Here is a 12,499-nt window from a genome sequence, read left to right as displayed (position 1 = left end):
GAAGTGACAAAAGTATAACAAAAAAGCGAAACTGAGAAATTTAAAGCTTTCTCTGATTTCTCTCATTACTTCTGCACGGTTTTCAATTACTCAATTCCTAAAACCGTGTAATCCACATAATCCTACCTAAAATATTTATAAACTATGACGATAACGAACATACTCTTCTAAACTCTTTCCGTACAAGAACTGTTGTTATTGACATAACCTAAACAAGAACAACATATATGGAATGGATTATTAACCAATTAAGGGATCACCCTGAACTCGCCATTTTTCTTACCTTATTCGCCGGCTTCTGGCTGGGCAGATTCAAAATAGGAAAATTTTCATTAGGTACAGTGACGAGCGTCCTTCTGGTCGGAGTGCTGGTGGGACAGTTGAACATTAGTGTAGACGGCCCGATGAAAGCTGTCTTTTTTCTACTGTTTTTATTCGCTGTGGGCTACAAAGTAGGTCCGCAATTCTTTCGCGGATTGAAGAAAGACGGATTGCCACAAGTAGGATTTGCCGTCCTGATGTGTATAGTCAGCCTCATCGCCCCGTGGATACTTGCCAAAATCATGGGCTACCACGTAGGCGAAGCTGCCGGATTGCTGGCAGGCTCACAGACCATCTCCGCAGTTATCGGTGTAGCAAGTGACACGATCAATCAGTTAAGTATCAGCGATGCACAGAAAGCGACATTTATCAATGCCATTCCTGTAGCATACGCTGTGACTTATATTTTCGGCACGGCAGGCTCCGCATGGATTCTCGCTTCACTCGGTCCTAAAATGCTGGGCGGACTGGACAAAGTGAAAGCTGACTGTAAAGAGCTGGAAGCCAAAATGGGTACTTCGGAAGCTGATGAACCGGGATTTTATACTGCTCTCCGCCCCGTCGTATTCCGTGCTTATAAAATTGAGAACAAATGGTTTGGCAAAGGAAAGACTGTCAGCGAACTGGAAAAGTATCTGATAGAAAACGATAAGCGACTGTTTGTAGAACGGGTGCGGCAAAAAGGCGTCATAGAAGAGGTTACTCCGGAGATGCTTCTACAGCCGGGCGATGAAGTGGTACTGAGCGGTCGCCGTGAATACGCCATCGGCGAAGAAGACTGGATCGGTCCGGAAGTGATCGATGCCCAACTGCTCGACTTTCCGGCAGAGACGCTTCCCGTCATGGTTACTCACCGTACGTTCGCCGGAGAAAAAGTCTCTACCGTCCGCGCACAGAAATTCATGCATGGAGTCAGTATCCGCAGCATCAAGCGGGCAGGAATCAACATTCCGGTACTTGCGCAGACAGTGATCGACTCCGGTGATATCCTTGAACTGACCGGAACAAAGTTCGAAGTGGAAACGGCTGCCAAGCAAATGGGTTACATTGACCGCCCTACCAACCAGACAGATATGATCTTTGTCGGCCTGGGTATCCTTATCGGTGGTCTGGTCGGTGCACTGGCCATACATTTGGGAGGTATCCCGATCAGCCTTTCCACCAGTGGAGGTGCCTTGATCGCAGGACTCGTATTTGGTTGGCTGCGCAGCAAACGTCCCACCTTTGGCGGTATTCCCGAACCTTCGTTGTGGGTATTGAATAATGTAGGATTAAACATGTTCATCGCCGTTGTCGGCATCGCCGCAGGACCTAGTTTTGTGACGGGTTTCAAGGAAGTAGGATTCAGCCTGTTTATCGTCGGTGCACTCGCAACTGCCATTCCTCTTCTCAGCGGTTTGCTGATGGGAAGATATCTGTTTAAGTTCCACCCTGCCCTCACACTGGGATGTACAGCTGGAGCACGTACGACTACTGCCGCCCTGGGAGCTATTCAGGATGCACTGGGAAGTGACACTCCCGCCCTGGGATACACCGTGACGTATGCCGTCGGAAATACCCTGCTGATCATCTGGGGAGTAGCTATCGTATTACTCATGTAGATATTAGTATAATGAATGTATCGTAAATCAAAATTAAGTATCAGAAAACAATAAAAACCATGATGGAAAAGAAAACAACTGGCACAGCTATCACCAAGAACTTTGCCAAAAAGATGGAAACGATCAGCCCTTTCGAACTTAAAAACAAGCTCATCGAAATGGCCGACGAAAGTATTAAGAAAATAGCCCATACCATGCTGAATGCAGGGCGGGGCAACCCGAACTGGATTGCCACCGAACCGCGTGAAGCCTTCTTCCTGCTGGGAAAATTCGGACTTTGCGAATGTCGCCGTGTCCTGTCGCTGGAAGAAGGAATAGCAGGCATCCCGCAGAAAGATGGAATAGCTGCCCGCTTCGAAGCCTTTCTCAAAGAAAACGAGAAGGAACCCGGAGCCAAGCTGCTGAAAGGGACCTATAATTATATGTTGATGGAACATGCCGCCGACCCGGATACACTGGTTCATGAATGGGCTGAATCGGTCATCGGCGACCAGTATCCCGTCCCCGACCGTATCCTGCACTTCACCGAGCTAATCGTACAGGACTATCTGGCGCAGGAAATGTGCGACCGTCGTCCGCCCAAAGGTACATTCGACCTCTTCGCTACCGAAGGGGGAACGGCTGCCATGTGCTACGTATTCGATTCATTGCAAGAAAACTTCCTGCTGAATCAGGGAGATTCCATCGCTCTGATGATTCCGGTCTTCACGCCTTACATCGAAATTCCCGAACTACGCCGTTATCAGTTTGACGTTACCGAAATATCCGCTGACCAAATGACACCGGACGGACTGCATACCTGGCAATATAAAGATGAAGACATTGACAAGCTGAAGAATCCGCAGATAAAAGCGTTGTTTATCACCAATCCGAGCAATCCGCCCAGTTACGCGCTCAATCCGGAAACAGTGGCACGCATCATCCATATTGTAAAGAATGATAATCCGAATCTGATGATTATCACAGATGATGTGTACGGAACGTTTATTCCCCATTTCCGTTCGTTGATGGCAGAATTGCCACACAATACACTTTGCGTCTATTCCTTCTCCAAATATTTCGGAGCTACAGGATGGAGAAATGCAGTCATTGCTTTACACGAAGACAACATCTACGACAAAATGATTGCCCGCCTGTCGGAGGAGCAAAAAGCAATCTTGAACAAACGCTACTCAAGCCTCGATTTGCACCCGGAGAAGATGAAGTTTATCGACCGCATGGTGGCCGACAGCCGCCAGATTGCATTAAACCATACCGCAGGACTTTCCCTGCCCCAACAAATGCAGATGAGCTTGTTTTCTGCCTTCGCCCTTCTTGACAAAGAAGACCGCTATAAGGCTAAAATGCAGGAAATCATTCACCGCCGCCTGCATGCGCTTTGGGACAATACCGGTTTCACACTGGTAGAGGACCCGCTACGTGCCGGATATTATTCGGAGATCGATATGCTGGTATGGGCGAAGAAATTTTATGGTGATGACTTCGTTGCTTACCTGCAAAAGACATACAATCCGCTGGATGTCGTTTTCCGGCTCGCCAACGAAACTTCATTGGTATTGCTGAACGGAGGCGGTTTTGCCGGACCGAAATGGAGTGTCCGTGTATCACTTGCCAATCTGAATGAGGCTGATTATGTGAAGATAGGAAAAAGCATCAAACGGGTACTGGAAGAGTATGCCAAAGTGTGGAAAGCGTCCATAGGATAAAACGGCCCGAACATTGATTACAGGGATATCCGAAAGGTGGTTGCAACCCATTGAATGACCGCCGACAATCGGGTATCCCTTCTGATCAAATAATCAAGTACTGCCACAAGACAAGGCATCATTTGAACCGGGAAGTATCCACCTCTTCCCTCTTCTTCTCCTTATATCCTCCGAATTTATAGTTGAAGGAGATACCGAATGCACGGGTCGTTTTCATATAGTGGTTCTTCACATTCTGTAATCCGTAGCGGACATTTGTCGAAATAGTAGAAGTATTGAATATGTCGTCGCACTTCACAGTCAGCTGTGCCTTTCCTTTTGCAAAAGTATAGCGGAGGGCTACATCCAGATTTCCGGAACGGGGAAGGTCGAAAATGCCTTGTATAGCCCTGTTCTGATAAAATCCGCTGAGGGTTAACTTTAAATCCGGTTTGGTGGAGAGAGTGAAGGTGTTGTTCATTGTCAGCACAAATGTATATAATTTGCGGTCAAACGGGATATCCCAAAAATCACTGTCTTTCTGACGATAGCGGAAACCGATCGCCGTCACACGTGAATCCAGCCATTTCTTCACTTTAAAGGGGACTACCATCACCAGTCCTGCCTGCTCCGAGAAATCGAAATTGAAGCATTTATAAATCTCGACCAGACGTTCCGGAGATTGGTAAAGAGTTTGCATCTCCTTGTTTTTCGTGCGGCTGTAATAAGCGGATAATACATATTTGCCCTTTAGGATATAGCTGAGGGTCGTCTCATAATTCGTTGCAGGTTTGAGGAAGGGATTTCCCTGAATTTCGGAGTAGGCACCCATATAGGAAGTGGAGTTCTGCATACTCCAGTATTCCGGGTATTCTTTGTCACTGCTCAATGAGAATTGCAGGATATGTCCCGGAGCAGGCAGATACGTCAGGTTGGCAACCGGGTAAAGGCTCCATTCATTCCACATATCCGTGTGATACTGCTCTGCTGCCAACGAAACATCTGCCGAAAGTTTTTCTCCGAAGCTCTTGCTGAGTCCGGCATAGAAGTTCACCGTCTGTTCGCGGCGTCGGGATTTCATATTATTGTCCGGTAACGGTGCTTCCGTTTCGGGGTCGTAATACATCTGATAACTGTTATCCAATGCCGTCGTATAGGCGACGCCGTAGTTCAGTCCCCAGTCTTTGCCCAATGTATGTTCCTGCCCGGCATAAAATCGCCATTGGTTGATCCGTTGGTTATCTCTGCTCAGAAAGTTCAGCGTTTCCTCTCCCAGTGTACTGTGGAGCAACTGACTTCCGGGAGAATGATAATAGGTAAATTCCGCACCGGCTTTCAGTCCGAAAGGAGTCTGATAGTCGAGCTTTGCATTATGAAGCTGTCCTTCCGAACGTGAATCGGTCACAGAATTTTGTGCACCGGTAACGGTGGCATAAGGCTTGACATCTGTGAAAGCTGTTGTATAAACCAAACTCAGCAAATGCTTGTCGGCAAATGCATAGTCCATGCCGAGACGCACCTGATGATTGTTGTGACGGGAAGTTGTGATGTCATACATATCCATCTGGTGTACCGAACCGTCGGCGAGCGTGTGAAGCGCTTCTTTATCCGTCTCCCGCCGTTCGCGGCTGTAAGAGTAAGAGTAGAGAAGATCAGCAGAGAATTTGCGTCCGGAGTACAGGAGGCTTCCACGCTCTGCCAAAGATTCGTAATGCAACTGGCTATAAGAGGTATATAGTTCACCTTGAAGGGAAGGTTCCTTTCCTGTGCCCGAAGTCAGTACCAGGTTAATCATCGGTCCGCGTACCTGATAGCGGGCCGGAGCCGAGTACATCACTTCCGCCTTTTCAATCCGGCTGACCGGCATTGATTTCAGCAGGTCATTCAATTGTTCCACAGACAGGGTACTTACCTTTCCGTTGATGACCACTGTTACCGGTTGTCCTCCCAATGTCATTCCATCGTTCATAGCGACAACGCCCGGAAGGTTCTTTACCGCATCGTAAGCATTGTCCACCGGGAGGTTGCTCACCAGTCGCGGAACATCGTACACCAGTTTCCCCTGTTCCGCTTTCACTACCGGACGCTCTCCGGTAATCATCACTTCGGGAAGTTCCCTGAACAGACTGTCTATATATGCTACGTTTTTTACGCTGTCGGCAGGTTCTCGTACCGGCTGTACCTGCTGCGCAGAAGCATACATCCAATATAGGAAAAGTAACAAAAGCAGTAAGTAAGTTCGTTTCATATCGCATTTATTTTTGAGTATGCTGCAAAATACGGGAGAAAAAGTGAAACTTTACGTTATCACCGGCTTATCTAGTGTTATTTAGTCTTATCAAAGAGAAGAAAAATAACAGTTTCATACTATCTTTGTCCGTATGAAACTACCGTTGAAACATATCATTATCCTTGTCATCTGCTCGCTGACAGGCATCTTTGTTTACCAAACCTATTGGTTGACGGGACTTTACCGTACAATGAAACAGGAAATGAACAATCATATCAAGGATGCAATGCGTACGAGCGACTTCAATGAAATCGTGCTTCGTGTCAACGAATTGCAAAAAGACAATGTAGAACACGGATCGGTCACCGTTTCCGCCGGATACAGTGACGACGGAAAAGCGCTGGTAACAAGCCAGACCATCTCTTATACGGACAGTACCTACAAAGACACCCTGCACACGCGAACGGAAACGGCAGTAGATACATTGGCGGTTAACAATACTGACCCCGAAGCCAGAGCCATCGCCTCCAGCGAAAGCGGACTCGATGTATTATTAAAGAAAGAAGACTCGATGAAAGAACTTTTACTCAGCGTCCAACAGGGTATGCATTCGGGTGTGGATACCTATATCGACATCAACCTGCAAAAATATGACAGCCTCCTTACCGATGTATTGAAAGCACACAACATAGATGTTCCTCATCACATCTTATATATATACACCGGAACCGCAATGGATTCATCAAAAATATATATAGATACGCTGGGTATCGCAGGAGACAGCAGTTATATCCCCAGCCCGAAAGCTATCCGCTACGACTACGAATTCAACAGACATCACAGCCAACGCTATCAACTGATAATGGAACCGATCACTTCTCTGGTATGGAAGCAAATGACCGGAATTCTGGTCACTTCATTTGTTATCTTCCTCATCCTGGGATTCTCCTTTTGGTTTCTCATCCGGACACTGCTGAGACAAAAGACACTGGAGGAGATGAAGAGCAACTTTACCAATAACATCACGCATGAATTAAAAACTCCGATCGCCGTAGCTTATGCCGCCAATGATGCGCTGCTGAATTTCAACCAAGCGGAGGAGAAGAGTAAGCGTGACCAGTACCTACGCATCAGTCAGGAGCAGTTGCAACGTTTGAGCGGGCTCGTTGAACAGATTCTTTCCATGAGCATGGAAAGTCGCAAGACATTCAGACTGCACCCCGAAGAGATTCATCTGAAAGAACTGATTACTTCTTTAATAGAGCAGCACCAACTTAAAGCTGATAAAACCGTACACGTAACTCTGGAAATAAATCCCGAATCACTGACCCTTGTTGCAGACCGCACCCACTTCAACAACATCATCAGCAATCTGATTGACAATGCAGTGAAGTACTCCAAAGAGTCTGCCGAAATAACAATCTGCTGCCGCCAGACAGAACAAACGGTATGCATCACTGTTACCGACCGGGGAATAGGCATTCCACCCGATAAACAGAAACATATATTCGACAAATTCTATCGGGTTCCGACAGGCAATCTTCATAATGTGAAAGGATACGGTTTAGGACTTTTCTATGTCAAAAGTATGGTCGAAAAGCATGGAGGTACCATCTCCGTGAAAAGTGAACCGGGCAAAGGAACTACATTTACCATTATCTTATAAAAAAGTGCATTTACTTTATAATAAGTCAACATCATGAGTAAAAACGAAATTACAGTACTATTGGTAGAGGACGAAGTGACACTCGCTATGATCATCAAAGATACACTGGAAGAAAGCGGCTTTACAATTCATACGGCAGGAGACGGAGAAGAAGGATTACATCTTTTCTTTGAACTACGCCCGGATGTATTGGTCGCCGACGTGATGATGCCGAAAATGGATGGATTCGAAATGGTGCGCCGTATCCGGCAAACAGACAAACAAACACCCGTTTTGTTTCTGACTGCCCGTTCGGCCATCAATGATGTGGTAGAAGGTTTTGAACTTGGAGCCAACGACTATTTGAAAAAGCCTTTTGGCATGCAAGAGCTCATTATCCGCATCAAGGCGCTAATGGGGAAAGCGTTCAGCTTCACAGAGCAAAAGCCCTCCAGTCGCTTTGAGATAGGCAGCTACTTGTTCGATCCCGTTGCACAAACTCTATTGCGTGCCGGAGAGAGGCAGGAACTCTCCCACCGGGAATCTGAAATATTAAAACGTCTTTGCGAAAACCGGAATCAGGTAGTCAACACGCAAGATGTACTGCTTGACCTCTGGGGAGATGACAGCTTTTTCAATTCCCGAAGTCTGCATGTGTTCATTACTAAACTACGGCATAAATTATCACAGGATGAGCAAATCCGGATCGTTAATGTGCGGGGAATCGGCTATAAATTAATAGCTACTTGAATCAAAAAAACATGGTGTCACTATACCAGTGATATAGTGTCACTATCCTGCCGGGATACTTACACCATCCTGTCAGGATAGTGACACCATGTTTAAAATGGATTTTTCTCTAAGAAAACATAACGGAAGCAAGCAGTCATACTAATATTTTCTATCTTTGTCATCAATCAACCTTTACGAAGATGAAAAAACTGATTCTATTTCTTTCGCTGGTATTATCGGTCGGTTTTGCATCCGCACAGTCGGAAGTTCCTTCCGATAGTATTCGTCGTACCCCTTCAAGCAATATGAAGGAATTTGGCGGCTTCCTGCTGGACATGGGATTAATGAATGTGGCACCTCCCAAACTTCCGAAACTCAATCTGGACATACCGGATGTAAGTAAAGATTACAATCAGATATTCCGTCTGAATACAGACGCAACCTATACCCAGGGATTCACTGACGCATTTTCTTCTCCTTTCTCCGGTTTCGGATATGGGTATGGATGGGGGTTGTCGTCTTCACCGCAATTCATGCAAATGGGAACCTTCAAGCTGAAAAATGGATGGAAAATCAATACATACGGAGACTATGATAAAGACGGATGGAAAGTACCCAACCGTAGTGCTATGCCTTGGGAAAAAAATAACTTCCGGGGAGCATTCGAACTGAAATCTTCAAATGGTAATTTCGGTATCCGGATTGAAGTTCAGCAAGGAAGGAATGGGCTCTATTAATCACCCTATAATAATGAAATATTATAATAGCAAATAATACTTTTACAAGTAATTTCAATTTAGCTATTAGCATAATCTGATTAGCTATTAGCTTATCAGATTATGCTAATAGCTAATCAAATTATCTTCGTCAGGCACTTCCGACTATCAATAACAAATGCAGTTACTACTTCTTTTTTGTTCATTTTGATTCAAAGGCCCTGTCCGCTGCACACATTGCATCCGCTATACGGTCACACCATGAATCGAACTCCGGATCAGGAGTCTGCGTTTCAGGATGTGAAAGCATGTATTGAACTGCCTGCCTTAAACCGTCTGCCATTGAGGTAGTACAGATAAAATCCGGAACAAGACGTTTTATTTTCGAATTATCGAAGACTACAGTAGCTGCTTTGTCTCCCAACAGTTCGCCTCTAAAATCATAGTTTTCTCCATGCCGTGCAAGGAAATCGGAAGCCACATGCAAGGCGTTCAACGGTTTTCCCAGTGCATCGGCAATGGTTTGATAAATCTGGTTCCAAGTCATACTCTCATCAGTAGTTATATGGAAGGCATTTCCGATTGCATGAGGATTTGCCATAAGTCCAACGTATCCTTTGGCAAAATCTCTGGAATGAGTCAATGTCCACAATGAACTGCCATCGCCGGGAATAATCACAGGTTTCCCGTCAAGAATCCGTTTCAGAATCTGCCAGTTGCCGTTATTTCCATGCAGGCTTACAGGAGGTTTCGTTCCATTATAAGTATGACTGGGACGAACAATCGTAACCGGAAAACCGGTTGTCCGGTATGCTGCCATCAACACTTCTTCGGCTGCGATCTTATGCCGTGAATACTGCCAGTAAGGATTCACCAGAGGAGTGCTTTCTGTAATACGGTAATCAGCCAACGGCTTTTGATAGGCGGATGCACTACTGATAAAAATATATTGCTTCGTCTTATCCCGGAACAGACGAATGTCACGTTCTACATCTTCTGCCGTATAAGCAATGAACTGGGCAACCACATCATAACTTTCATCTGTGACAGCCTTCGCTACGGCTTCCTCATCATGAATGTCGGCAATGATACTACGCATGCCTTCGGGCAGTTTCCTTGAACCTCGGTTGAGCAGTGTAATCTCCCACCCTCTCTGTTGTGCCAACTCTACTACATCGGCACTGATGGTACCGGTCCCTCCAATGAATAATGCTTTCATAAAACAAGTCTTTTAAAATTCGCAGGAACAAATATATCAATTCTGTTATTTACATCCTTGCTATTATTCCGTTTTTTTTGTTTCTGATACGCTAATCTTGATAGTAAATGTAAGTTTGCATCCGGTCGGCTGCCAACGTTGTATACAAATTACTGAATCTTATACCCAAATTACAGTTTTACAAATCCGGAATGAAAAAGATACATTTAAAAGCTTTATCTTTGTGACAGATCAAAACTGCAAGCCGTATGGAAGAAATTACAAAAATAGAAAGTATTGACCAGTATGACCAACTGTTCGGACTAGAGACTTTACACCCGTTAGTGAATGTAATCGACTTTTCGAAAGCGACAAAGACGGTAGAATACTACCGTATGAATATCGGATTCTACTCTCTGTTTCTGAAAGAAGCAAAATGTGGCGATCTCAGATACGGACGGAAATATTATGATTATCAAGAAGGAACCGTCGTCTGCATGGCTCCGGGGCAGGTAGTCGGGATAGACAATCGTAAACAAACCCCGCCCCGCACCAAATCTATCGGTCTTTTATTTCATCCCGATTTAATTCGGGGAACTTCTTTAGGACAGAACATCAAACACTACAGCTTCTTCTCTTATGAAGTGAATGAAGCATTGCATCTCTCCGAACAGGAAAAGGAAATTGTGACCGACTGTATTCACAAAATACAAATCGAGCTGGAACATGCTATCGATAAACATAGCAAACAGCTCATTGTCCGCAATATAGAGCTATTGCTCGACTATTGCATGCGCTTCTACGAACGGCAATTCATCACACGCAACCAAGCCAATAAAGACATCATCGTTAAGTTTGAACAGTTATTGGACGAGTATTTTCAAAATCAAGTTGCACTCACCGAAGGGCTTCCTTCTGTCAAATACTTTGCGGATAAAGTCTGCCTTTCCCCCAATTATTTCGGTGACCTGATCAAGAAAGAAACAGGAAAAACAGCACAGGAATACATCCAGTACCGAATCATAGAACTTGCCAAAGAACGGATATTGGAAGGTAACCAGACGGTCAGCCAGATTGCCTATGAACTGGGATTCCAGTATCCGCAACATTTCAGCCGGTTGTTCAAGAAGAATGTCGGATGCACACCAAACGAATATAAGCAACAGAGCTAAAACAGCTCCATAAATCAGGATATTATTTACGTCATGGGAGATAAAGTACTTAAATTAGGAAGTGTGCATCAATGCAATTGTTGCTTGGGAGGTAAGACACTGCACCCTCTGGTCAGTGTCATCGACCTCTCAAAAGCCGACCTATCATCCCATACAGATTTTAAATTCGGATTTTATACGATTCTGTTGGGTGAATGCAAATGTGAAGCATGCAGATACGGACATCAGTACTACGACTTCTCAGACGGAACACTTATCTGCCTGACTCCCGGAGAATCAATCAGCATGAAAGATAGTAACAACACGCGTCCTTCCAAGGGATGGATACTGGCGTTTCATCCCGACCTGATCTGTGGCACTGCCCTCGGAGCGAATATCCGTGACTATACTTTCTTCTCTTATCGCCCCGAAGAAGCACTGCATATTTCATTACGTGAGAAGCAGGTTATACTGGAGCTTCTGGATAAAATAAACCAGGAACTGCAACGCTGTATCGATTGCTATAGCCAGAAAATTATTTCTAAATATATCGAACTATTGCTCGATTATTGCGAACGCTTCTACGAACGCCAGTTTATCACCCGCAATGAAGCAAACAAACAGATTATCGGACGGTTCAATCGTCTTTTAGATCATCATTTCCATACGATACAAAGTCAATCCGCCGACCTTCCTACCATTGAAGATTGTGCCGGAAGCCTCCATTTATCTCCTGCATATTTTAATGATTTGCTGGAATATGAAACAGGAAAATCATTTAAAGAATATCTCCAGTTCAAACGTTTCGAAACAGCTAAAGACTGGCTGATAAATACTGATAAGCCGCTTAACCAGATAGCGCAGGAACTCGGCTTCCGGAATGCTCAGTATTTTAGCCGCCTGTTTAAGAAGATGACCGGCTGCCCACCGAATGATTTCAGAATGCCTAACTGATTTATATGCTCTTCTTCCAGATGACTCTAGAACAGAAGAAAACCTTTAATAAAAATATATTTGAGACTTCAAATTCTTAATCAATGTTATAAAACATACGAATTATCTTGGATAATTTGCTAATATCACAGAAGTACGTATCTTTGCACTGTGTTTTTCATAGTATTAGATTTAAGGTTAACAAAGGTTGGAGCAAGGCGTTGCTCCTTTTTTTATGTCTATATGCGAACTATTGGACTTACAGATATAGAGAATTACATTATTTT

Annotated in this window: 9 protein-coding genes; 7 read left to right on the top strand and 2 right to left on the bottom strand. The window is 44.7% G+C overall.

All coding sequences use genetic code 11. The annotated features are described in order from the left end of the window. Positions 1 to 227: 227 nt before the first annotated feature. Complete coding sequence (aspT, locus tag K6V30_RS15705) at positions 228 to 1,922, top strand: aspartate-alanine antiporter (protein ID WP_010538168.1); 1,695 nt, start codon at positions 228 to 230, stop codon at positions 1,920 to 1,922. Positions 1,923 to 1,984: 62 nt separating this feature from the next. After that, a complete protein-coding gene (gene aspD / locus K6V30_RS15700; protein WP_029425569.1) occupies positions 1,985 to 3,628 on the top strand; it encodes an aspartate 4-decarboxylase in 1,644 nt (547 codons plus the stop codon). A gap of 118 nt (positions 3,629 to 3,746) precedes the next feature. Here the strand turns inward: aspD and K6V30_RS15695 are convergent, their stop codons facing one another. Then, positions 3,747 to 5,855, bottom strand: a complete 2,109-nt coding sequence (locus K6V30_RS15695) for an outer membrane beta-barrel protein (RefSeq protein WP_055269448.1) — start codon at positions 5,853 to 5,855, stop codon at positions 3,747 to 3,749. A 133-nt stretch (positions 5,856 to 5,988) separates the two neighbouring features. Here K6V30_RS15695 and K6V30_RS15690 point away from each other — a divergent pair, with 133 nt between their 5' ends. The 3 genes from K6V30_RS15690 (at position 5,989) to K6V30_RS15680 (ending at position 8,951) form a co-directional block, all read left to right on the top strand. Continuing rightward, positions 5,989 to 7,503, top strand: coding sequence for a sensor histidine kinase (locus K6V30_RS15690; RefSeq protein WP_055269447.1), 1,515 nt, complete (start codon positions 5,989 to 5,991; stop codon positions 7,501 to 7,503). A gap of 33 nt (positions 7,504 to 7,536) precedes the next feature. Beyond that, positions 7,537 to 8,232, top strand: a complete 696-nt coding sequence (locus K6V30_RS15685; protein ID WP_010538172.1) for a response regulator transcription factor — start codon at positions 7,537 to 7,539, stop codon at positions 8,230 to 8,232. A 182-nt stretch (positions 8,233 to 8,414) separates the two neighbouring features. Beyond that, the gene (locus K6V30_RS15680) at positions 8,415 to 8,951 is read left to right on the top strand and encodes a hypothetical protein (RefSeq protein WP_010538173.1); all 537 of its coding nucleotides are present in this window, start codon (positions 8,415 to 8,417) and stop codon (positions 8,949 to 8,951) included. A gap of 181 nt (positions 8,952 to 9,132) precedes the next feature. On the opposite strand, the gene K6V30_RS15675 is transcribed toward K6V30_RS15680, so the two are convergent. After that, positions 9,133 to 10,149, bottom strand: a complete 1,017-nt coding sequence (locus tag K6V30_RS15675) for an SDR family oxidoreductase (RefSeq protein ID WP_055269446.1) — start codon at positions 10,147 to 10,149, stop codon at positions 9,133 to 9,135. A gap of 248 nt (positions 10,150 to 10,397) precedes the next feature. Here K6V30_RS15675 and K6V30_RS15670 point away from each other — a divergent pair, with 248 nt between their 5' ends. Beyond that, entirely contained in the window at positions 10,398 to 11,300 is a 903-nt protein-coding gene (locus K6V30_RS15670) for a helix-turn-helix domain-containing protein (RefSeq protein ID WP_055269445.1), read from the top strand. A 33-nt stretch (positions 11,301 to 11,333) separates the two neighbouring features. Beyond that, positions 11,334 to 12,233 (top strand): helix-turn-helix domain-containing protein, encoded by a 900-nt coding sequence (locus K6V30_RS15665; RefSeq protein ID WP_010538176.1) that lies wholly within the window; start codon positions 11,334 to 11,336, stop codon positions 12,231 to 12,233. Positions 12,234 to 12,499: the final 266 nt, after the last annotated feature.

This window comes from Bacteroides faecis (genome assembly GCF_020091505.1).
Taxonomy (GTDB): Bacteria; Bacteroidota; Bacteroidia; order Bacteroidales; family Bacteroidaceae; genus Bacteroides; species Bacteroides faecis.
Note: the sequence above shows the minus strand (reverse complement) of the source record. Positions and strands in the feature narration are given on the sequence as shown.

Coding starts and splice junctions, on each gene's coding strand:
- K6V30_RS15670 (WP_055269445.1), top strand. CDS start 10,398: ATGGAAGAAATTACAAAAATAGAAAGTATTGACCAGTATGACCAACTG.
- K6V30_RS15680 (WP_010538173.1), top strand. CDS start 8,415: ATGAAAAAACTGATTCTATTTCTTTCGCTGGTATTATCGGTCGGTTTT.
- K6V30_RS15665 (WP_010538176.1), top strand. CDS start 11,334: ATGGGAGATAAAGTACTTAAATTAGGAAGTGTGCATCAATGCAATTGT.
- K6V30_RS15675 (WP_055269446.1), bottom strand. CDS start 10,149: ATGAAAGCATTATTCATTGGAGGGACCGGTACCATCAGTGCCGATGTA.
- aspD (WP_029425569.1), top strand. CDS start 1,985: ATGGAAAAGAAAACAACTGGCACAGCTATCACCAAGAACTTTGCCAAA.
- K6V30_RS15690 (WP_055269447.1), top strand. CDS start 5,989: ATGAAACTACCGTTGAAACATATCATTATCCTTGTCATCTGCTCGCTG.
- K6V30_RS15695 (WP_055269448.1), bottom strand. CDS start 5,855: ATGAAACGAACTTACTTACTGCTTTTGTTACTTTTCCTATATTGGATG.
- aspT (WP_010538168.1), top strand. CDS start 228: ATGGAATGGATTATTAACCAATTAAGGGATCACCCTGAACTCGCCATT.
- K6V30_RS15685 (WP_010538172.1), top strand. CDS start 7,537: ATGAGTAAAAACGAAATTACAGTACTATTGGTAGAGGACGAAGTGACA.